The sequence below is a fragment of the Deinococcus planocerae genome (assembly GCF_002869765.1).
GTDB lineage: Bacteria > Deinococcota > Deinococci > Deinococcales > Deinococcaceae > Deinococcus > Deinococcus planocerae.
On sequence record NZ_PNOR01000015.1, the window covers coordinates 48,859 to 70,240 of the forward strand.

The 21,382-nt window shown below is 69.6% G+C and carries 20 protein-coding genes; 11 read left to right on the forward strand and 9 right to left on the reverse strand.

Annotated elements, in window-relative coordinates; translation table 11 throughout:
* Positions 1–20 precede the first annotated feature (20 nt).
* The 6 genes from A7B18_RS10315 to A7B18_RS10340 all read left to right on the forward strand — a co-directional run bounded on the left by A7B18_RS10315 (position 21) and on the right by A7B18_RS10340 (position 7,013).
* Complete coding sequence (locus tag A7B18_RS10315) at positions 21–755, forward strand: Stf0 family sulfotransferase (RefSeq protein WP_102126614.1); 735 nt, start codon at positions 21–23, stop codon at positions 753–755.
* An 80-nt stretch (positions 756–835) separates the two neighbouring features.
* On the forward strand, positions 836–2,293 hold the full coding sequence (locus A7B18_RS10320; protein ID WP_102126615.1) for an alpha-amylase family glycosyl hydrolase: 1,458 nt from the start codon (positions 836–838) through the stop codon (positions 2,291–2,293).
* Between the two features lie 60 nt (positions 2,294–2,353).
* On the forward strand, positions 2,354–3,997 hold the full coding sequence (locus A7B18_RS10325) for a chloride channel protein (RefSeq protein WP_245872822.1): 1,644 nt from the start codon (positions 2,354–2,356) through the stop codon (positions 3,995–3,997).
* 53 nt (positions 3,998–4,050) lie between these two features.
* Positions 4,051–5,295, forward strand: a complete 1,245-nt coding sequence (locus A7B18_RS10330; protein ID WP_102126616.1) for an MFS transporter — start codon at positions 4,051–4,053, stop codon at positions 5,293–5,295.
* Between the two features lie 87 nt (positions 5,296–5,382).
* Positions 5,383–6,375, forward strand: a complete 993-nt coding sequence (gene msrP / locus A7B18_RS10335) for a protein-methionine-sulfoxide reductase catalytic subunit MsrP (RefSeq protein ID WP_102126617.1) — start codon at positions 5,383–5,385, stop codon at positions 6,373–6,375.
* An 89-nt stretch (positions 6,376–6,464) separates the two neighbouring features.
* Positions 6,465–7,013 carry a protein-methionine-sulfoxide reductase heme-binding subunit MsrQ gene (locus tag A7B18_RS10340; protein WP_102126671.1) on the forward strand — a complete coding sequence of 183 codons (549 nt, stop codon included), beginning with the start codon at positions 6,465–6,467 and terminating at the stop codon, positions 7,011–7,013.
* 20 nt (positions 7,014–7,033) lie between these two features.
* Here A7B18_RS10340 and A7B18_RS10345 read toward each other — a convergent pair whose 3' ends face one another.
* On the reverse strand, positions 7,034–7,819 hold the full coding sequence (locus tag A7B18_RS10345) for an amino acid ABC transporter ATP-binding protein (protein ID WP_102126618.1): 786 nt from the start codon (positions 7,817–7,819) through the stop codon (positions 7,034–7,036).
* A 42-nt stretch (positions 7,820–7,861) separates the two neighbouring features.
* Complete coding sequence (locus A7B18_RS10350) at positions 7,862–8,383, reverse strand: HIT family protein (RefSeq protein ID WP_102126619.1); 522 nt, start codon at positions 8,381–8,383, stop codon at positions 7,862–7,864.
* A 132-nt stretch (positions 8,384–8,515) separates the two neighbouring features.
* Between A7B18_RS10350 and A7B18_RS10355 the strand changes: the two genes are divergently transcribed.
* Both A7B18_RS10355 and A7B18_RS10360 read left to right on the forward strand, forming a co-directional pair.
* Complete coding sequence (locus A7B18_RS10355; protein WP_102126620.1) at positions 8,516–9,472, forward strand: TAXI family TRAP transporter solute-binding subunit; 957 nt, start codon at positions 8,516–8,518, stop codon at positions 9,470–9,472.
* A gap of 92 nt (positions 9,473–9,564) precedes the next feature.
* Positions 9,565–11,739 (forward strand): TRAP transporter permease, encoded by a 2,175-nt coding sequence (locus A7B18_RS10360; RefSeq protein WP_219722116.1) that lies wholly within the window; start codon positions 9,565–9,567, stop codon positions 11,737–11,739.
* 76 nt (positions 11,740–11,815) lie between these two features.
* On the opposite strand, the gene A7B18_RS10365 is transcribed toward A7B18_RS10360, so the two are convergent.
* The 4 genes from A7B18_RS10365 to secA form a co-directional block, all read right to left on the reverse strand.
* A complete protein-coding gene (locus A7B18_RS10365; RefSeq protein WP_102126621.1) occupies positions 11,816–12,607 on the reverse strand; it encodes an amino acid ABC transporter permease in 792 nt (263 codons plus the stop codon).
* Between the two features lie 181 nt (positions 12,608–12,788).
* Entirely contained in the window at positions 12,789–13,544 is a 756-nt protein-coding gene (locus A7B18_RS10370; protein ID WP_102126673.1) for an ABC transporter substrate-binding protein, read from the reverse strand.
* 158 nt (positions 13,545–13,702) lie between these two features.
* Complete coding sequence (locus A7B18_RS10375; RefSeq protein ID WP_102126622.1) at positions 13,703–14,914, reverse strand: ABC transporter ATP-binding protein; 1,212 nt, start codon at positions 14,912–14,914, stop codon at positions 13,703–13,705.
* Positions 14,915–15,151: 237 nt separating this feature from the next.
* Positions 15,152–17,761, reverse strand: a complete 2,610-nt coding sequence (secA, locus tag A7B18_RS10380) for a preprotein translocase subunit SecA (protein WP_102126623.1) — start codon at positions 17,759–17,761, stop codon at positions 15,152–15,154.
* Positions 17,762–17,894: 133 nt separating this feature from the next.
* On the opposite strand from secA, the gene A7B18_RS10385 reads away from it, so the two are divergent.
* Both A7B18_RS10385 and A7B18_RS10390 read left to right on the forward strand, forming a co-directional pair.
* Positions 17,895–18,173 carry a type II toxin-antitoxin system Phd/YefM family antitoxin gene (locus tag A7B18_RS10385; RefSeq protein WP_102126624.1) on the forward strand — a complete coding sequence of 93 codons (279 nt, stop codon included), beginning with the start codon at positions 17,895–17,897 and terminating at the stop codon, positions 18,171–18,173.
* Positions 18,170–18,610, forward strand: coding sequence for a type II toxin-antitoxin system VapC family toxin (locus A7B18_RS10390; RefSeq protein WP_102126625.1), 441 nt, complete (start codon positions 18,170–18,172; stop codon positions 18,608–18,610). Before A7B18_RS10385 ends, A7B18_RS10390 begins: the two co-directional genes overlap by 4 nt.
* Positions 18,611–18,613: 3 nt before the next feature.
* On the opposite strand, the gene tsaD is transcribed toward A7B18_RS10390, so the two are convergent.
* On the reverse strand, positions 18,614–19,624 hold the full coding sequence (tsaD, locus tag A7B18_RS10395) for a tRNA (adenosine(37)-N6)-threonylcarbamoyltransferase complex transferase subunit TsaD (protein ID WP_102126626.1): 1,011 nt from the start codon (positions 19,622–19,624) through the stop codon (positions 18,614–18,616).
* A 177-nt stretch (positions 19,625–19,801) separates the two neighbouring features.
* On the opposite strand from tsaD, the gene A7B18_RS10400 reads away from it, so the two are divergent.
* The gene (locus tag A7B18_RS10400) at positions 19,802–20,536 is read left to right on the forward strand and encodes a class I SAM-dependent methyltransferase (protein WP_102126627.1); all 735 of its coding nucleotides are present in this window, start codon (positions 19,802–19,804) and stop codon (positions 20,534–20,536) included.
* Between the two features lie 4 nt (positions 20,537–20,540).
* Here A7B18_RS10400 and A7B18_RS10405 read toward each other — a convergent pair whose 3' ends face one another.
* Together A7B18_RS10405 and A7B18_RS10410 are read right to left on the reverse strand one after the other, a co-directional pair.
* Positions 20,541–20,939 (reverse strand): barstar family protein, encoded by a 399-nt coding sequence (locus A7B18_RS10405; protein WP_102126628.1) that lies wholly within the window; start codon positions 20,937–20,939, stop codon positions 20,541–20,543.
* Entirely contained in the window at positions 20,936–21,376 is a 441-nt protein-coding gene (locus tag A7B18_RS10410; RefSeq protein WP_102126629.1) for a guanyl-specific ribonuclease, read from the reverse strand. The genes A7B18_RS10405 and A7B18_RS10410 overlap by 4 nt, the downstream gene beginning before the upstream one ends.
* Between the last annotated feature and the right edge of the window lie 6 nt (positions 21,377–21,382).

Here is a 21,382-nt window from a genome sequence, read left to right on the forward strand (position 1 = left end):
TTTTTGGGCCACAGTAGGGTGTGGAAGGTCAACTCCCCGAACGCTGCTACACGATCTGGTTTTCCCAGCGCACGGGCAGCACCCTGCTGTGCGAAGCCCTGCGGTCCACGGGCATTGCGGGAAGAATCTCCGAACAGCTCAATGAGCGTGACCCACAGGCGACGACGCTCGAAGACCTGCGGGACATGGTGCGGGAGGGCACGACGCCGAACGGCGTGTTCGGCCTGAAGTACGGGCCGGATCAGCGGTTCGGGCCGTGGATGCAGACCTTCCGAAGGGAACTGGCCCTCTCCCCGGAGGTGCCCCGCCCGGACGTTTGGGAGGCCGTGTTTCCCAGCTCCCGGCATCTCTACATGACGCGCCGCAACAAGGTCCGGCTGGCCGTGTCGTGGTGGCGGGCCATCGTCTCGGGGGAGTGGCACCGCGAGCGGGGGCAGGCGCCACAGGCGGGGGACCTGCAAGGCCGCTACTCCTTCGACGCGATCAACCACCTCTTTGCCGAGTGCAGTCTGCGCGAGGCGGCCACCGAGGAGTTCTTCGCCGAGGGAGGCGTCCTGCCCCTCACGCTCGTCTACGAGGACTTCATCCGCGACTACGAGGGGACGGTTCGGGCGGTGCTGGCGTATCTGGACCTCCCCACCGACGTTTCCATCGCTCCCCCGGCGTTCGAACGGCTGGCGGACGGGCTGACGGAGGAATGGGTGCAGCGCTTCCGGGAGGAACGTCAGGCGGGCTGGAGCAACCGCGTCTGGTAATGGCTCAAGGAGAGGGGACCGGGAAGCGAACGGCTGAGCTGGGACGTGCCTCCCGCCTTTCCCCTACCATGTCCCCACCTATGCGCCGCCTTCCCCTGCTCGGCGCGCTCCTGGCCTCCCTGGCGGGCGCGCAGACCTCCCCTCCCGCCGCCCCGCCCTCCTGGGAGGGGCAGATCGTCTATCAGGTCATGCCCGACCGCTTTTTCGACGGCGACAGGACGAACAACGCGGGCGTGGACCGCACCAACCTCCGCGCCTGGCACGGCGGGGACCTCACGGGGCTGACTCAGAAACTGCCCTACATCCAGGGCCTCGGGGCGACCGCCGTCTGGCTCACGCCGATCTACCGGCAGCAGGCGGGCAACTCCTTCGACACCGCGCCCTACCACGGCTACTGGCCCGCCGACTTCCGGGACGTGGACCCGCACTTCGGGACGCTGGCTGACTTCGACACCTTCACGAGAGCAGCGAGGGGAGCGGGGATGCGGGTGGTCCTCGATCAGGTGATCAATCATTACGGGTACGCGGCCCCGGCGGTGAAGGAGCACCCGGCGTGGTTCCACACCCAGGCCGACTGCAATGCGGCGAGCGCGGCGAACCGGGACGTGGACTGTCCCCTCGCCGGACTCCCCGACCTCAAGCAGTCCAATCCCGAGGTGCGCGACCTCCTGTTCAGGAACGCGGACTTCTGGCGGGCGCGGGGGATGGACGCCTTCCGGTACGACGCGATCAAGCACGTGGAGCGGCCCTTCCTGGGGGACGTGCTCGCCCGCGACCGGGCCGCCGGGACGTGGACGCTGGGCGAGTGGTACGACGCCGACACGGGGACGGTGGCCCAGTGGCAGCGGGCGGGCATGGGCAGCCTCTTTCTCTTCAGCCTGCAAGCGGCGATGCAGCGGAGCCTGATGGGTGGGCAGGGGCTGACCCAGGTGGCGAACGTGCTCTCCCGGCAGGGCGAACTCGTCAGGCCCGGTGAGGTGGCCCTTTTCCTCGACAACCACGACGTGCCCCGCTTCGCGCAGGGTTCTCTTTTCGAGGACGAGGGGCAGGCCCGCACCCGCTACGGCCTGCGGGCGCTGATGACGCTAAGGGGCGTGCCCGTGATCTGGCAGGGCACCGAGATCGCCATGCGGGGAGGCGCCGACCCCGACAACCGCCGCGACATGCGCTTCGAGACCGAGTGGACGCCCGGGGAAAAGGCCGTGTACGCCGCCGCCCGGGACGCCATCGCCATCCGCAAGGCCAGCCGCGCCCTGAGCGTGGGCGCCCAGACCCTCCTGCCTGTGCCCGACGCGATGCAAGACGACCTCCTGCTCCTCACCCGCGAGGTGGACGGGGAGCGGGTCCTGGCCGCCTGGCACGGGGGCCGGGAGCGGAAGACGTACAGCGTGCGCCTGAGCACCCTGGGGCTGACGGCGGCGGGCCAGCCCGTCACCCGCAGCCTGTACGCCGAGCAGGACGCCAAGGTGAGCGTGAGCGGCGGGTGGCTGCACCTCAGCCTGCCGGGGAAGGACGCGGCGGCCTTCGCGTTGAGGTAGGGGGCGTCAGGAAGGGGTGAGGCGTTCGGAACGGGGCCGCCCCCCTCCCCCTGCACTACCATGCTCCCCGTGCGTTCTCCCCTGCCCCGCGCCGTCCGGACCCGCCTGGAAACCGGGCGGCTGGTCGTGCTCAGCGTGGCGCTCGGCGCGCTGGTGGGAGGGCTGTGTATCCCGCTGCGGCTGGGGCTCGACCTGTTGGTGCGGCTGGGGGGCCAGGTCACGGGCTACTCGCCCCCCGGCACTCCGGGCGAGGGCGGGCTGCTGATGGCCTTCGTCGGACCGGCGCTGCCGTGGGGGCTGCTCGCCCTGCCGGTGGTCGGCGCCGCCTATGCGTGGCTGGTGCCGAGGGAGACGGGCGACCCTCTCACGGGACTCGTGGGGGGCTACCACGCGCGGGGGCAGTGGCCCGCCCCGGTCTTCCAGCTCCGGACGCTGGCGGGCACCCTGCTGGGGTACGGGGCCGGGCTGCTCGTGGGCCGGGACGCCCCCTTCACGCTGGTGGGGCAACTCGGGGCGCGGGTGTTGCAGCGGGCCACCCGGCTCGACGCGGTGGAGGCGCGCACCCTGACGCTGGCGGGGGCGGCGGCGGGGCTGGGGGCGGTGCTCCACGCGCCCCTGGCGGCGGCGGTCCTTGTCACCGAGGTCTTGTACCGCCGCTTCGAGTTCGAGTTCGAGGTGCTGATGCCCTGCGTGCTCGCCTCGGTGGCGGCGTACGCGGTGTACGGGGCGGCCTTCGGGTTCACGCCCCTGTTCAGCGCCCTGGACCTCCAGGTGCCCGCGGGGCCCCAGTGGGCGGGCTTCGCCGGGGTGGCGCTGGCGGTGACGCTGGCGGGCTGGGCGTCCGTGTTCGCCTGCCGGGTGCTGCCGGACGCCTGGTTGGCCGGAGCCCCGCGCGTGGTCCTGGGCGGCGGCTTCGGGCTGCTCACGGCGGCGCTCGCCCTCGGCACCCCCGCGGTGCTCGGCGACGGGTCGGGCTGGGTGCAACTCGGGCTCTCGGGCTTTCTCGGGCCGGAGGCGGTGGGGGTCGGCGCGTGGCGCTGGCTCCTCCTCGCGCTGGGGGCGCGGCTGGCCTTCGGGGGGGGCGTGCTGCCCTCGGTAGGGGTGGGCGGGCTGCTCGGCACGGGAGCGGCGACGTGGCTCGGCGTGGACCCGGCGGTCGGCGCGCTCGTCGGGGCGGTGGCCTTCCTGACCGCCACGCTGAACGTGCCCGTCGCGGCGGCGCTGCTGGCGGTCGCGTGGGGGGGAGACGCCATGCTGCCCACCGCGCTGCTCACGGCGGGGCTGGCCCACCTGATCAGCGGCGAGGGCGGGCTGCTCCCCGGTCAGGCCCGCTCCCGCGCCGCGAGCCCCGTCCACGCGGGGGGGGCCCTGACGCTGCTCCCCGAGGGGGTGCGGCTCTCCCCCCGCCGCCCTCCCGAGGGCTCCCCGGGCGCCCCGCTGGACGCTCCCGCCGGGGAGGGTGGACCCACCCCCCTCTCCTCCGACCGGGAGCTGTACCGGCGGGCCGTGCCGACCGGGTGGCAGGGCGCGCGGCTTTCGGTCCTCTCCCTCCCTCCCGGCGTGGAAGTCGTGGGCGTCGTGCGGGAGGGCACCGTGCGCCCGCCGCGCCCCGAGCTGCGCCTCACCGCCGAGGACGAACTCGTGTTTCTCGCGCGCCCCGACGCCTACGCCGCCCTGGAAGGGGTGCTGCGGCTGCCGGGGTGAGGGCTGTCCCCCCATCCTGAACGGCCCTCCCGGACCGTGCCCATAATGCCCGGGTGTCGGTCGTCCGCCCCCTCCCCCGCCGCGAGCCCTGGAACCGCGACGAGCGGCTGGGCATCCTCAACGGCTGGCTGGTGCTGCTGGGGGACGGCTTTCTCAACGTGTCGGTGGTGCTCGCGGGCTTCGCGGCGCGGCTGGGGGCGCCCAACGCCGTGATCGGGCTGCTGCCCGCCATCGCGGGGGGCGGGTGGATGCTGCCGCAACTCCTCGTCGCCGCGCGGGTGCGGCCCCTGCCGTACAAGCTGCCCGTGTACCGCTCGGCGGCCCTCGTGCGGATGCTCTCCTACCTGGCGATGGCGGCGGTCGCCGCGACGCTGGCCGACCGTCCCGCGCTGTGCCTCACCCTCTTCGTGCTGGCGATGCTGACGAACGCGGTCGCCTCGGGGGTGGCGGGGCTGCCCTTTCTGGAGGTCGTGAGCAAGGTCGTGCCCCCGGAGAGGCGCGCCCGCTTCTTCGGCACCCGCAACCTGTACGGCGGGCTGCTCGCCTTCGGGGCGGGGCTGGGGGTGCGCTGGATTCTCTCGTCCGGGCTGGCCTTCCCGCTGAACTACGCGCTGATCTTCCTGCTCGGCGGCGCCGCGTACACGGTGGGCTACGGGGTCTTCGGGCGGGTGACCGAGCCCCCCGACCGGCCCCAGCCCCCCGGCAGGCTGTGGGACGAGGTGCGGGCGATCCCGTCCACGCTCGCCGACGGGCACTTCCGGGCCTTCCTGGGGGTGCGGCTGCTCCTGGCGGCGGCGAGCCTCGGGGACCCCTTCTACGCCGTGTACGCCCTGCGCGAGCTGGGGTACCCGGCGGCCACCCTGGGCGTCTTCGTGATGACGCTGACCGGCGTCGCGCCCCTGTCGAACCTCTTCTGGCAGCGGGTCGCCGAGCGCAAGGGGTCGCGGCGCATCATCCGGTACGCGTCGGTCTCGGCGGCCCTCGCCCCGCTGACGGCCCTCACGGTGGGGACGCTGGGGCTGGGGACGTGGGCGTACCTGCTCGTCTTCCTCTTCTCCAGCGTGGCCGCGCAGGGCTTCGGGCTGGGGCACACCAACCACCTCCTGAACATCTCGCCGCCCGAGGAGCGCAGCCGCTACATCGGCACGCTGAACACGCTGGTGGGCACGGCCCTCTTCGCCCCGGTCGTGGGCGGGGTGATCGCCGACGCCTTCGGGTACCGCACCGTCTTCGCCCTCGCCGCCGTGCTGTTCGCCGCCGCGTGGTGGCAGTGCGGGCGGCTGCGCCGCGACGCCTGAGGCCGCTTGGTGTCCTGGGTTGAACCGGGCGAGGACCGCCCTCCGTATGCTGGAGAGAAGAGGCCCCCTTCGCCGCCCAGGAGACCCATGACCATCCTCCCCCCCGACCGTGACCCCGAGGGCCGCCCTGCCCCGGCGACGAACGCGCCCCCCTCCACCCCCACCCGCCGCGACTTCCTGCGCCCCGCCGCCCTCTTCACGGGGACGGTGGCGGCCCTCCGCGGCGGCCTGACCCTGCTCACCCGCCCCCCCGGGGCCGTGGACACCGCGCCGGGCGAGGACCTCGTGTGGCGCCCCGGACACCCCCCCGGCCCCTACGACACGACCGAGGCCGTGACGCCCTACCGGGAGGCCACGACCTACAACAACTTCTACGAGTTCGGCTTCGGCAAGGCCGACCCCGCCCGTCTCGGCGGCAGCCTGCGCACGCGGCCCTGGACGGTGAGGATCGACGGCGAGGTCCGCAGGCCGCAGACGGTGGACCTGGGCACCCTCCAGGGGTGGTTCCCCCTCGAAGACCGCGTGTACCGGATGCGCTGCGTGGAGGGCTGGTCGATGGTGATGCCCTGGCTGGGCTTCCCGCTCGCCGCCCTGCTGAAGCGGGTGGAGCCGACCGGGCAGGCGCGGTACGTCCAGTTCACGGCCCTGCACGACCCCGCGCAGTTCCCCGGCCAGCGCTCCAGCGTGCTCGACTGGCCCTACGTGGAGGGGCTGCGGCTGGACGAGGCCATGCACCCCCTCACCCTGATGGCAGTAGGGCTCCAGGGGCGGGTGCTCCTGCCGCAGAACGGGGCGCCGCTGCGGCTCGTCGTGCCGTGGAAGTACGGCTTCAAGAGCATCAAGTCGGTCGTGAGAATCACCCTGACCCGCGAGCAGCCGCGCACGACCTGGAGCGAGGCCGCGCCGGGCGAGTACGGCTTCTACGCGAACGTGAACCCGGCGGTCGACCACCCCCGCTGGAGCCAAGCGACCGAGCGCCGCATCGGGGAACTGGGGCGCCGACCCACCCTGCCCTTCAACGGGTACGCGGAGGAAGTGGCCCACCTGTACGCGGGGATGGACCTGAGGCAGTTCTTTTGACGGTCCAGCCTCCCGCCCGAGCCCCCCGCCGCCCCCTCCCCTGGCTCGTCCCGGCGGTGACGGCAGGCGGCCTCCTCCCCCTCGCCGTGATGTTTCTGGACGCGTGGACGGGGGCGCTCGGCGCGAATCCGGTTCAGCGCACCCTGCACCAGACCGGGCTCCTCACGCTCGTGCTGCTCATCCTCTCGCTCGCCTGCACGCCGCTGCGGCTGGTGTTCCGCTGGACGTGGCCCGCGCGCGTCCGTAAGGCGCTGGGCCTGCTCGCCTTCGGGTATGCCGCGCTGCATTTTTTGATCTACCTGTTCGACCAGGGTTTTGTGCCTAGCGCCATCGTCACGGACGTGCTGGAGCGGCCCTTCATCACGGTGGGCTTCACGGCGCTCCTGCTCCTCTTGCCGCTGGCGCTGACGAGCCGGGCAGACTCGGTGCGGCGCCTGGGCTTCGCGCGCTGGCAACGGCTGCACAGGCTCGTCTACGTGTCGGTGGGTCTCGCCGCCCTGCACTACTGGTGGGGGGTCAAGAAAGATCACACCGCGCCGTTCCTGGCCGTCCTCGCCATTGCGGCGCTGTTCGCGGTGCGGCGGATCTGGAAGCGGAGGCCACCCGTCCGGACGCGGGCCACGCAGCCGGGCGACTGACCCCCTCGGTGGGCCAACCCTCAGTGACCCAGAATCTTGCCTAGGAACGCCTGCGCGCGCTCGTGCTGCGGGTTGGTGTAGAACTCCTCAGGCGTCGTGTCCTCCACGATCTGGCCCTGGTCGAAAAAGAGGATGCGGTCGGCCACCTCCCGCGCAAAACCCATCTCGTGCGTGACGACGAGCATCGTCATGCCGGTGCGCGCGAGTTCTTTCATGACGTCGAGGACTTCCTTGATCATCTCGGGGTCGAGGGCCGAGGTCGGCTCGTCGAAGAGCATCACCTTGGGATCCATCGCCAGGGCGCGGGCGATGGCGACGCGCTGCTGCTGCCCGCCGGAAAGCTGCGCCGGGTACTTGCGCGCCTGCTCCTCGATCCCGACGCGGCGCAACAACTCCAGCCCGCGCCGCTCGGCCTCGGCCTTGCTCGTCTTGCGCACGCGGGTCGGGGCCAGCGTGATGTTCTCCAGCACGGTGAGGTGTGGAAAAAGGTTGAAGGACTGAAAGACCATCCCGACCTCGCGCCGGATCGCGTCGAGGTTGCGCGCGCCCTGGAGGGGGATGCCGTCCACCGTGATGGAGCCGCCGTCGTGCGGGTCGAGCGCGTTGATCGTGCGGATGAAGGTGCTCTTGCCGCTGCCCGACGGCCCGATGATGACCACGACCTCGCCGGGCCGGACACTCATGCTCACCCCGCGCAGGGCCTGGAAGCTCCCGAAGTGCTTGTGCACGTCCTGCGCCACGATGATGGGCGCCGCCGCCTGGGCACTCGTGCTGACGGAGACGGGGCCGGTGCTCGTGTGGGTCATGGGGGGAGTGTACAGGCAAACGTCGGGGGCGAGTTCTGACTGTCAGGGAACACTTCGTAAACGTTCTTGGAGCCGCGCCGCGATGTCCAGCATCTCTTGCTCTGCCAATTCGACGACGCCGCACTCCGCCATAAGAAAGCGAAACTGCTGCTCGTCGTAGGGCACGCCGGGGGGCAGGGAGACGACGTGCCAGTGGACGTGGCTGTTCCCCTCGTCGCTGCCGAGGGAGAGGATAGAGACCCGTTCGGTTGGCAACTCCTGCCGCAGGGCTTCAGCGACGTGGTACACGACCGTCTGGAGATGCAGGTACTCGGCGAGCGTGAAGTCGTACGTGACCTGTTCCCGGTGCTCGCGGGGGACGACGAGCGTATAACCGAGCGCCTGCACGAGGTGCCTGCCCTCCCTGTTCGGCGCGCGGGCCAGGAACGCCACCGCAAGGTCATCTTGATACAGCCGGTGATGGTGATAGTCGGGGTTGCCCTTCAGGAACTCGCAGATGAAACAAGGCCCCGTCCGCGTGCGCCGCACGTAGCTCTCCAGATCGAAAGGCCGACGTTCCCGCATGGCTGAACGTAACACGGAGGTCGGTGCACGCTCGGCACCCTGCCTGTGGAACCGCCTCCAGTCCCGCCCCGTGCTAAAATTCACGCCACCCGCCGCACCGGCAACCCCCACCGTTGCCCACAAGGAGCCTCCATGAAGAAAGTCTTGACCGCCTTGCTGCTCGGCAGCGCCGCCGTGGCGTTCGCCCAGGGCACCACCTTCTTGACCATCGGCTCGGGCTCGACCACGGGCGTGTATTTCCCGGTCGCCACGGGCATGGCGAAACTGATCAACGACTCCGGCAGCGGCGTGCGCGCCAACGCCCGCTCGACGGGGGGCAGCGTGTTCAACGTGAACGCCCTCGGCACGGGGGAGCTCGACGCCGCCATCGCGCAAAACGACATCGTGTACTACGCCTACCGGGGCACGGGCATCCAGGCTTTCCAGGGCAAGGCGAACAACAAGCTGCGCACGATGGCGGTCCTCTATCCCGAGGTGCTGCACGTCATCGCCCGCCGCGACTCGGGGATCAACTCCATCGCCGACCTGAAGGGCAAGCGCGTGGTGATCGGCGACCTGGGCTCGGGGACCGAGCAGACGGCGCGGCAGGTGCTCGAAGCCTACGGCCTCGGCTTCGACGACCTCGGGCAGGCGCTGCGGGTCTCCCCGGCACAGGGCATCACCCTGATGCAGGACAAGCGCGCCGACGCGCTGTTCTACACGGTCGGGGTGGGTGCGAGCGCCATCTCGCAGATCGCGCAGACGGTGGACGTGAAGGTCGTGCCCGTGGGCGGCAACCAGGCCGCCGCCCTGATCAAGCGCTACCCCTTCTACGTGCGCTACAACATCCCCGCCCGCAGTTACCGGGGCGTGGGCGCCACCGTTCCCAGCGTGGCCGTGCAGGCGACCCTGGTGACGACCACGGGCGTCAGCGACGACGCCGTGTACAAGGCGATGAAGGCCGCCTTCGACAACGAGGCGGAACTCAAGGCGCTGCACCCCAGCCTCGCCGGCAACTTCTCGTACGAGAAGGCCGTGAGGGGCCTGCCCGCGCCGCTGCACCCCGGCGCCGCGCGCTTCTTCCGCGAGAAGGGCGTGGCCGTCAGATAATCGCCCGCGCGGTCTGACGCGTGGTCTAAACGGAGGCCAGTCGCTCGCACCACCGCGGCTGGCCTCCGCGCCTTCCAGGGGATGAGGAGCCTATGAGTGATCCGACGAAGCCGATGTCCAGCGACCCCAGCCTCGACCACACGGGGATGACCGAGGGCGAACGCCGCGCCATCGAGATGGTGGAGGCCGCCGAGACAGGCGGGCGCAAGCTGTTCGGCTGGCAAAAGGGGCTGGTCACCGCCCTCGCCGTCGCCTGGTGCCTCTTCCAGATGTACGCGGCGCAGGTCGGCACCCTCGACCCCATCGTGCTGCGGGCGACGCACCTCGCCTTCGCCTTCGCGCTGGGCTATTTGGTGTTCCCCTTCCGCAAGACGCCGGGGAGGGCCCAGGTGGGCGTGCCGTGGTACGACTGGATTCTGGGCGCGGTCGCGACCGGGAGCGCGGTCTACCTGATTCTCCAGTACCCCACCATTGCCAACGTGCAGGGCGGGGTGCTGACCCAGCCGGACGTGTGGGTGGGGAGCGCGATGGTGATCTTGCTGCTGCTCGCCGCGTGGCGCACCATCGGGATCGCCATGCCCATCGTCGCGCTGGTGTTCATGCTGTACGCCCTGACCGGGCCCAAGGGCCTGATCCGGGGCGACCTGGGGCCGCAGCTCCAACTCCACGCCGGGCAGACGTGGCCGCAGGTCGTCGGGCAGCTCTTCGCCAACACCGAGGGCATCTTCGGCACGGCCATCGGCGTCTCGGCGCAGATCGTCTTCCTGTTCGTGCTGTTCGGGGCGATCTTCGACAAGCTCGGGGCGGGCGACTGGTTCATGAACGTCGCGCAGGGGCTCCTCGGCGGCTTCCGGGGCGGCCCGGCGAAGGCGAGCGTGCTGTCGAGCGCCCTCAACGGCATCATCAGCGGGTCGGCGGTGAGCAACGTGGTGACCGGCGGCAACATCACCATCGGCACGATGAAGCGGGTGGGCTACTCCGCCGAGAAGGCGGGCGCCATCGAGGTGGCGAGCAGTTCCAACGGGCAACTGATGCCCCCGGTGATGGGCGCGGCGGCCTTCATCATGGCGCAGAACCTCAACATCGAGTACCGCTCGCTGATCCTCGCCGCGGCGATTCCCGCCTTCCTGTGCTACTCCGCCCTGCTCGTCGTGACGCACATCGAGGCGCTCAAGCTGGGCCTGCGCGGGCTGCCCAAAGGCGAACTCCCCCGCGTGCGCGAGACGCTGCTCTCGGGCTGGTACTACCTCGTGCCGCTCGTCTACCTGATCGGCACGCTGACGATCAACCCGGAGGCGACACCCGAGCGGGTCGCGCTGAACACCATCTTCCTGATGATCGCCATGATGTTCGCGCAGGAGGCGTGGCGGGCGGCCCGCACCGGGCGGGGCGTGGGGCGCGGCCTCGCGGACGGCGGGCGGATGCTCGTGCAGGCCTTCGAGGCGGGCGCCAGAAGCATGATCGGCATCGCCATCGCCACCGCCGCCGCCGGAATCATCGTCGGGATCGTGACGATCACCGGGCTGGGCTTCGGGCTGGCCGACATCGTGCAGCTCGTGAGCAACGGCTTCCGTGACCTGCTCGGCGGGGTCGCGGGCCTGATTCCCGGCGTGAACGCCGCGCAGGTCGCCACCTTCGGGGGCATCTTGATCGTGCTGTTCATGGCGCAGCTCATCGCCCTGGTCCTGGGGATGGGGCTGCCCACCACCGCCAACTACATCCTGATGAGCGCCTTGATCGTGCCCATCATCGCCCGGATCGCGGGGCTCGACACGAGCAACCCGGCGCAGATGCTTCCGGTCCACATGTTCGTCTTCTACTTCGGCATCATGGCCGACTCCACCCCGCCCGTCGCCCTGGCCGCCTTCGCCGCCTCGGCGATCAGCGGGGGCAATCCGGTGGCGACCGGCGTGCAGGCCTTCCAGTACGAACTCCGCACGGCCCTGCTCGCCTACATGATGTTCTTCAATCCGTCTCTGCTGCTGATCGCGGGCAACCGGCTGGGCGGCCTGCCGTGGTCAGAGGCGATCCCGATGATCCTCTTCGCCTTCATCGGCCTCGTCGCCTTCAGCGCGGCCACGCTGCGGTACCTGCACCGCCGCACGAACCTCCTCCAGACGCTGATTCTGCTCGTCGCGTCCTTCATCCTGATCATCCCCACCCACATCCTCTGGAACCTCGCCGCCCTCGCCCTCATCGCCGTCGTGTACTTCTGGCAGAAGGCGGGGAGCCGGAACGAGCCGCCCGCGGTGGTGGCGACGGCCTGAGGGGGGAGTCGCCAGCCGCCAGGAACAGCCCCCGGCCTGACGGTTCGGGGGCTGTTCCTGTTCTGGTGGCGACGACCTACCTCGTTGCGATCTTCACCCGCCTCTCCAACTGGTCCGTAAAGAGCGTCATCACCGTCGTCAGCGCGAGGTACACGGCGGCGATGGTCGTCAGCACGGGGATGGGCTGGAAGGTCTCGCTCGACACGCGCGACCCGGCGAGGGTGAGTTCGAGCAGGGCGATGGAGGAGGCGAGCGAGGAGTCCTTGAGCAGCGCGACGAGGTTGTTCACCAGGGGCGGCACGACGATCCTGAGGGCCTGCGGAAGGACGACCGTGCTCATGGTCTGCCCGCCGCTCAGGCCCAGGCTGCGCGCCGCCTCGCTCTGACCGCGCGGGATGGCGAGGATGCCCGCGCGGATCACCTCGGCGTTGTAGGCACCCACGTTCAGGGCGAGGGCGATCACGGCGGACCAGAACTCGTCGAGGCGGATGTTCAGCCCGACCGCTTGCAGGATGGGCGGCAGCGCGTTGTACACGAACAGAATCTGCACGAGCAGGGGCGTGCCCCGGATCAGCCAGATGAAGAGCCCGGCGGGCGCGCGCCGGAGCCACAGCGCACTCGTCCGCTGGATGCCCGCCACGACGCCGATGATCAGCCCAATCAGCCCGCTCACCACGGTCAATTGCAGGGTCATCCGCGCGCCCTCCACGAACAGGTCGGCGCGGGGGCCGATGGGGTCGGGAACTGCGCGCAATACCTGGGTGATCACGAAAAAGAGCAGCAGGAAGGCGGCGACCGCGCCCACGAGCCACAGCAGCAGATTCACGCCGCCGAGGGGTGGCCGGGGCGTGGTCTTTCGGGCCGTCATTCGTCGTCCCCGGCGGGCGAAACGGAGTGGAATGTGGGTTGGGTTGTCATTGGCCGATCATTCCACAAATCGCGGCGTCCGGTGCCCGTCTGCGTGAGCCGCTCGGGGGTGGAAGTGCCGTCGTGTACGCAGAAAAATCCCAGCCGTCCGCGGGCGGCTGGGAGAGCGGAGCGGCGTGGGCTCAGCGGCAGCGGATGTCCTGGCCGAAGTACCCGCCGCTGACCCGCGCGTAGGTGCCGTTGTTCTGCACCTTGGTCAGGGCGGCGTTGAGTTCCTTGAGCAGGCTGGAGTTGCCCTTGCGCACCGCCATGCCGATGCGCTCGTTGAACAGCAGGTCGCCCTGCACGAGCTTGCCCTTCTGCGCCTTCACGAGGTCGAGCCCGGTGAACTTGTCGCCCACCCAGGCGTCGGTGCGGCCCGCCATCAGCGCGGCCTGGGCGTCGGTGTCCTTGGGGAAGGTCTTCACGTCGCCCACACCGGGCACCTTGCGCACGTTCTCCAGGTAGGTCGTGCCGACCTGCACGGCGACCGCCTTGCCCCGCAGGTCGGCGGCGGTCTTGGGGCCCCCCGGCCTGGAGACGATGGCGCCGCCCGTGCAGTAGTGCGGGTTGGCGAAGTCCACCGCCCGCGCCCGCTCGGGCGTGATGCCGTGAGAGGCGATCACGAAGTCGTAGCGGTCCTGGTTCAGCCCGATCAGGAGGTTGTCGAAGGGCTGGGTCACCCACTGCACCTTCAGGCCCATCGTCTTGGCCATTTCGCCCGCGAGGTCCACCTCGAACCCCGTCAACTCCTTGCCCTTCAGAATGTTGAAGGGCGGGAAAGCACCTTCCGTGGCGATCCGGATGGTGCCGCTGCGCTTGATCTCGTCCCAGGTGCGCGCCTCGGCGGCGCTGGCGAGGAGAGTCAGGGCGGTGAGGGTCAGCAGGGCTCTTTTCATCATGCGGGTTCCTCCGTTGTCGGGCTGGGCGGGATGTTTTCGGCACTCTAGCGTCTGGATGAAGGTGTGAGGAAGACCACGCGGATGAGGAAGCTGACGCGGCTCACACAAAAACGCCGCCTCCAGGGAGAAGGCGGCGCTGCGGGGACGGGTGCGGCTCAGTCGTCGGCGGAGACGCTGCCGAGGTTGACGACCCGGCGCGAGGCGTCGTTGTCGTACTCGTAGCCCAGGCCGCGGGTGTCGGCCTGCCCGCGCGTGCCGGTCGGCGTGCCGCGGTCGATGGCCGCCTCCGAGGCGGTGTCGAAGGCGTGCAGACGGGTCTGGTCCACGAGCAGCTCGATGTCGTCGCCAGGCTGCAAGAGGGCCTGCCCCTCGATCTTGGCGGTGAGGGTCTGCCCCGCCACGTCGATGATCAGGTCGGTCTGGGCGCCGAGCGGCTCGACGACCACGACCTTGCCGCGCAGCACGTTGGTGCCATGCGGAATGTCGTTCTGGCCGTGCCCCACCACGCCGAGGTGCTCGGGCCGGATGCCCATGAACACGTCCTTGCCCTCGTACGCCCGCAGGCTCTGCGCGAGGCGGCCCATCGGGGCGACGCGGCTCTCGCCGATCACGAACTCGCCCCCCTGCACCTTGCCCGTCAGGAAGTTCATCGAGGGGCTGCCGATAAAGCCCGCCACGAACTTGTTCTGCGGGAAGTCGTAGAGGTTCATCGGCGTGTCCACCTGCATGATCACGCCGTCGCGCATCACCACGATGCGGTTGCCGAGCGTCATCGCCTCTACCTGGTCGTGCGTCACGTAGATGATCGTGGCACCCAGGCGGCGGTGGAGTTGAGAAATCTGCGAGCGCATCTCCACGCGCAGCTTCGCGTCGAGGTTGCTCAGGGGCTCGTCCATCAGGAAGACCTTCGGCTCGCGCACGATGGCGCGGCCCATCGCCACGCGCTGACGCTGACCGCCCGAGAGCTCCTTGGGCTTGCGGCCCAGCAGGTGCTCGATCTGGAGGATCTTCGCCGCGTCGCGCACCCGCTTGTCGATCTCGTCTTTCGGCGTCTTGCGCAGCTTCAGGCCGAAGGCCATGTTCTCGTAGACGTTCATGTGCGGGTAGAGCGCGTAATTCTGGAAGACCATCGCGATGTCGCGGTCCTTGGGAGGCACGTCGTTCACGATCCGGTCGCCGATGCGCAGGGTGCCGTCCGAGATGTCCTCCAAACCCGCGATCATGCGCAGCGTGGTGCTCTTGCCGCAGCCCGAGGGCCCCACGAACACCATGAACTCGCGGTCGTTGATGTGGAGGTTGAAATCCTTCACCGCGTGGTGCTTGGTGCCGTAACGCTTGTTGATGTGCTCCAGAACGACTTCCGCCATGATGAGGCCTACCTTTCGCCCCTGCTCTTGCCCGTGAGAGGTCTCCGTGGGAACGGGAATCGGGCAACCGGGGTACGAGAACGAGAGTCCCGGGGTTTACGCTGACGCTGGGTTGACGGGTGAAGTTTACCACGGGCGCAAGCGCGGCGGCTGGACCCGGATCAAGACAGGGGCTCCCCCCGGCAACGGAAAAAGGGCGCAGACCCACCGGCCCACGCCCTCTTCCCCGACCGACGCTCAGCTCGCCTGCCCGAACTCCATGCGGAAGACGTACTTCGTCACTTCGCCCTTGAGGTTGTCGATCATGTCGTTGAACATGTTCGTCGCCTCGAACTTGTACTCGGTGAAGGGGTCGCGCTGGCCGTACCCGCGCAGGCCGATGCCCTGCCGCAGCACGTCCATGCCGTGCAGGTGCTCTTTCCAGTGCTGGTCCACGACCTGCAAGAGAACGTAGCGTGACAGGCTGTTGAGCATCGTCGGGCTGAGTTCGTCCTTGCGGGCGTCGAAGGTGTCGGCGACCGCGCCGAGCAGGTGCGCGTGCGCGTCCGCCGGGCTCATGCCGCGCAGGGCCTCGAAGTCGTAGTCCCCGAGCTGGGGCACCGCGTCGAGCATGTTGGTGCGCAGGGTCTCCAGGTCCCAGGCTTCCGGCGCCTGGTCGGCGGGCGCGTGCATGGCGAGCTGCATCTCCGCGAAGTCCGCGATCATCCCCTCGGTCGATTCCTCCACGTCCTCGTCGGCGCCGAGGAGGACCTCGCGGCGCTGGGCGTAGATCGTGTCGCGCTGCTTGCTCATCACGTTGTCGAACTCGAGGAGCTGCTTGCGGATGCCGAAGTTGCGGTCCTCGACCCGGGCCTGCGCGCGCTCGATGGCGCCCGTGACCATCTTCGCCTCGATAGGCTGCGTGTCGTCCATCCCCAGGCGGTCCATCATCGCCACCACGCGCTCGTTGGCAAAGAGGCGCATCAGGTCGTCCTCGAAACTCACGTAGAAGCGGCTGGAGCCGGGGTCGCCCTGACGCCCGGCGCGGCCCCGGAGCTGGTTGTCGATCCGCCGCGACTCGTGCCGCTCGGTGCCGATGATGTGCAGCCCGCCGATCTCCTGCACGCGGGCCCGGTCGGCGATGGTGTCGGTCTGGAGCCCCTGCGCCTGCCGGATGAAGTCGGCGGTCATGCCGGGAATCCGCAGGCCCAGTTCCTCGGCCCCCGGGTCCTGGCGGCTGATCGCCTTGATAAAGGCCTCGACCTCCGGCGCGTAGCGGCTCAGGCCGAGCTGCCCTTCGATCGCCTCGCCCAGGATGTACTCCGCGTTACCGCCCAGCATGATGTCGGTGCCGCGCCCCGCCATGTTGGTGGCGATGGTGACGGTGCCCGACCTGCCCGCCTGCGCGATGATGCTCGCCTCCTGCGCCTCGAACTTGGCGTTCAGGACCGCGTGCTGAATCCCCGCCTCCTGCAAGAGGGCGCTGAGCTGCTCGCTGGTGACGATGCTGGCCGTGCCGATCAGGACCGGGCGCCCGGTCGCGTGCATCTCCCCCACTTCCTCCACGACCGCCCGGTACTTGCCCAGCCGCGTGCGGTACACGAGGTCGTCGGAATCCTTGCGGATGACCGCCCGGTTGGTGGGGATCACCAGCACGTCCGAGCCGTAGATGTCCAGGAATTCCTTCTCCTCGGTCTTGGCGGTGCCCGTCATCCCGGCGAACTTGCCGTACAGGCGGAAGAAGTTCTGGTAGGTGATCGTGGCGAGCGTCTGGTTCTCGTTCTCGATCTTGACGCCTTCTTTCGCCTCGATGGCCTGGTGCAGCCCCTCGCCGTAGCGGCGGCCCGGCATCGAGCGGCCCGTGAACTCGTCGATGATGATGACCTCACCCTCGGCATTCACGATGTAGTCCTTCTCGCGGTGGTAGAGCTCACGCGCGCGGATCGCCTGGGTGATCATGTGCGCCTTGTCCATGTTCTCGGGGCTGTAGAGGTCATTTAAGGAGAGCAGCCGCTCGATCTTGGAGATGCCCCCCTCGGTGAGGTGGACCTGCTTGCCCTTCTCGTCGATGGTGTAGTCGCCCGTCGGCTCCGCGCGCTTGCCGGGCTCGGCGGGCTCGCCCCGTTGCAGGCGGCGGATCAGCTTGGCGTACACGTAGTAGAGGTCGGTCGCCTTCTCGGCGGCCCCCGAGATGATCAGCGGCGTGCGGGCCTCGTCGATCAGGATGGAATCCACCTCGTCCACGATGGCGAAATTCAGCGGATGGTCGGCCCGCAGCACGAGCTGTTCGCGGCTCTGGGCCATGTTGTCGCGCAGGTAGTCGAAGCCCAGCTCCGAGTTCGTGACGTAGGTGATGTCGCAGGCGTAGGCGGCCTGGCGCTGGTGCGGCTGCATGTCGCGGGTGATCAGGCCGACGGTAAGCCCGAGCGTCCGGTAGAGCAGCCCCATCTCCTCCGCGCCGACCCGGGCGAGGTAGTCGTTCACCGTAACGAGGTGGGTGCCCTTGCCCTCCAGGGCGTTGAGCGCCAGGGCCAGGGTGGCGACGAGCGTCTTGCCCTCGCCCGTGCGCATCTCGGCGATGCGGCCCTGGTGCAAGGCGGTGCCGCCGATAAGCTGCACGTCGTAGTGGCGCTTGCCGATGGAGCGGCGACCGGCTTCCCGGATCAGGGCGAAGGCGGGGATCAGAACGTCGTCGAGGGACTCGCCGCCCTCCTGCACCCTTTTGCGCAGCGCCATGAACGCCTCGGCGAGGTTCTCGACCCTCGTCGTCTCTTCTTCGAGCGCGTTCACGGGCTGCACCACCGTTTTCACGATGCGCTGCACGTCGCGCTGGTTGTTGTCGAACACTTTGTTCAGGACACGGAACATGACACCGGAGTATAGCGCGCTGGGCGTCACGCCCGCCTGACAACTTGAGTGAGACAGGCTTGAGGAGGTTGAGTTGGGAGGGCTCAGGGTCGGGGTGCGATAAACTCGCGCGAGGGGGGAACGGAGGGAGACCATGACCAAAACCGTCGATTTCGAGCAGTTCGCGGCGCAGATGTCGCAATTCCTGCGGGAGGCGGAGGCGGGGGAAACGATCGTGATCACGCGGGACGGCAAACCTGCCCTCCAGCTTCAGGCTGCTGGCGCCCGGGTGGAGCGGCAGACAGCAGAGCCCTTGATGACTGCCTGGGATATCTTCAAGGACGCTCCCAGGGCTTCTTCCGAGGAGGAAGAACTGCCCCTGCCAGAGCGTGGGGGAAGGGACCGAGGGACGCCCTTCCATTTCGACGGTTGACCGTATATCTCCTGGATACCAACGTGGTCAGCGAGGAGACGCGTGCCCGGCCTGACCCGGAAATAGAGCCCTGGCTGCGAAGCATCCCGCCCCATACCATCTTCCTGAGTGTGTCGACGCTCGGCGGGTTGGAAAGGGGCATCATCCGCTTGGAGCGGCGTTCCGGTGGGCCGACTCGGCGGAGCCGCGACCTGAGGAACTGGCTTTCGTCGACGCTCGCACCGCGTTTCGCAGGACGCATCCTGCCCGTCAGCGTGCCTGTCGCCAGCGTCTGGGGTCTGCTGCTCGACCTCGGCGAGGCGGCTGGGCATCCCGCCGCCCCGGTAGACGCCCTCCTCGCCGCGACGGCCCTGCACCACCGCCTGACCCTCGTCACCCGCAACACCGCCGACTTTCAGGCCCTCGGCGTCCCGTTCCTCAACCCCTGGGAAGGCTGAGCCCTACGCGTTCGCCAGCGGCGCGTAGGCCACCGCCCCCTCGCTGAGAGGACTGGGTTCCCGTCCCGCCCGGATGGCCGCCGCCCCCGCCAGCGCGATCATCGCCCCGTTGTCGGTATTCAGGCCCTTTCCCGGGAACACTGACCGCACGCCGGTCGCCGCGAAGGCTTCCCGCAGCGCCCGGTTCGCCGCCACCCCGCCGGAGACGACCACCGTGTCCCGCCCGTGCGCCACCGCCGCACGCAGGGTGGTCTTCACCAGGAAGCGCACGGCGGCCCGTTCGAAGCCCGCGGCGAGGTCTTCCGGCTTGGCCCCGGCCTTGTGCGCGAGGAGGGCGGCGGTCTTGAGTCCGCTGAAGGAGAAGTCGAAGCCCTTCTGCCCCTGGAGGGGTTCCTTGAAGGGCACGGCGTCGGGATCACCCTTTTGCGCCGCCTCGCTGATCGCCGGGCCGCCCGGGTAGCCCAGACCGGCGAGCCGGGCAATCTTGTCGAACGCCTCTCCCGCCGCGTCGTCTCGCGTGGCGCCCACAAGGACGTACTCGCCCTCGCGCGGCACGTCGAAGAGGTGGGTGTGCCCGCCGCTCACCACGAGGGCGAGGTAGGGCGCCGTGAGGTCGGCCTCGCTCGCCGCCGCGAAGATGTGACCTTCGAGGTGGTGGGCCGCGTAGAAGGGGACGCCGAGCGCCTGTGCCAACCCCTTGCCGTACATCAGCCCGACGAGGAGGGCGCCGACGAGGCCGGGGCCGGAGGTGGCAGCGACGGCACCCAGATCGTTCAGACGTAAGCCCGCCTCCGCCAGCGCGTCCGCGGTCACCCGGTCGATGCGCTCGACGTGCTCGCGGCTCGCCAGCTCAGGCATGACGCCGCCGTATTGGGCGTGAACGGTCTGCGACCACACCCGGTTCGCCAGCACCCGCACCGAGCCGTCCGGGGCGAGTTCCACGATCCCGACCCCCGTGTCGTCGCAGGAGGTGTCGATGCCGAGGATATGCAGGGGACGTTCGGGGCCGCTCATCGCGGGGGAGTGTAACAGGGCCAAGCAAAACAGACGAGGCGCGTGGGCACCAACACCGCTAGAGTGCGGTTATTCCACGAGAGGATCCGTCCACGATGCGTTTACGTTGAGCCCCAGACCTGACGGTTGGCCCGCCGATTCGATGCGGCGTCTTCGTTCTGTTCTGGAGGTTCACCCATGCACTGGTCCCACTCTTTCTACGAGCGGCAGGACGCCCTGACCGGCTGCTATCACTCTCCCATCCACCCTTTCCACACGGCCCTGGCGGCGAGGATCACGGCCCACCGGGGACGCGCGGGCTCCCTCCTCGAACTCGGCGCGGGCGGGGGGCAGTTCGCCACTTGCGCCGCCCTCCTCGGCCATCAGGTCACGGCACTCGACCTGCGGGCGAGAGCGGGAGAGCAGACGCGATCACTCGCTGTCCAACACGGCGTGACCGTTCAAACCCTGACGGGCGACTTCTACACCCTCGACCCGGGCGGCCCCTTCGACACCGTGTGCTACTGGGACGGCTTCGGCATCGGGGAGGACGCGGACCAGCGGTTCCTGCTCTCCCGAATAGCCCGCTGGCTCGCGCCGGGAGGCACAGCTTACGTGGAGGTGGATACCCCCTGGTACTGGGCCGGGCACGCGGGCTTCACCCAACGCACCGAGGGATACACCCGGACCTACGGCTTCGACGCGGAGGGCTGCCGGATGCTCGACACCTACGCGCCGACCGACGAGGACCCCTTCACCCAGTCGCTGCGCTGCTACAGCCCCGCCGACCTGCGCCTGCTGCTGCCGGGCACGGGGCTGACGCTGGCGGAGGTGTGGCCGGGTGGGTCGTACGACCCAGAGGCGGGGGTGTACCACCCGGAGGTTTCCCTGGGCGAGGCGATGACCTTCGCGGCGGTCCTCACACCCGCCTGAGCCTCTACCAGTGCCGCGTGTCGTGGGCGGGTTCTTCCGCCAGGAGCCACAGGTTGCGGCCCTGCCGGGCGGCGTCGCGCTGGGCGTCGAGGAGCACGGCCTCCAGCTCGGCGCCGAGGTTTTTGTGCCGCTTGCGGAAGTGGGCGTAGTCGCACAGCACGAGGGCGAAACGGGTGGGGCGGGCTTCCGGGTCGGTGAGCACGTCGTAGAGGGCGTCCCAGTTGCGCCCGAAGCTCTCGCTGAGCGCCAGGCCGCGCAGCAGGGCGAGCATCAGGCTGTCCTTGTCACGGACCCCCGAGAGGTCCACCTCGCGCACGGCCACCCGATACCCGGCGGCGATCATGCGCGGGTCGTGGGGGGCGGGCTGAATCCCTTCGGGGGGGGCGTTGAACACGTTGATCACGGCAGGATTCTCCTGAACGACGAGTAGTGGTCGCCCGTGTAGTAACACTCGCCCACGCTGCGCGTCTGCCCGCCGCAGACGATCCGCCGCGCGCCCCGGTCGTTCTCGCCGGGGGTGGGCACGGTGTACTCGCGGTAGTAGCCCCGGTTGCGCCGCGGCAGCAGGCCCTCGCGGTTGCCGAAGGTGCTGCCGTCCTTGGCGTGGGGAAAGGGACCGCCCGCCCGGATCAGGGTCAGGGTGCGGCGGGCCTCGCGCGGGAGCCCCTGCGCGGCGACAAAGGGCAAGCCGCTCTGCGGGTCACGGGGAGGCTGGGTTGTGGTCCGGGCCGTCTGAAGCTGCGCCCCTGAGTCCTGCCCCGACCCCGGCGGCGAACAGCCGAGCAGCAGCGCACCGAGGACGACGGGCCGCAGGAAACGCAACGGAGCGGGTAAGCTCATCGGCAC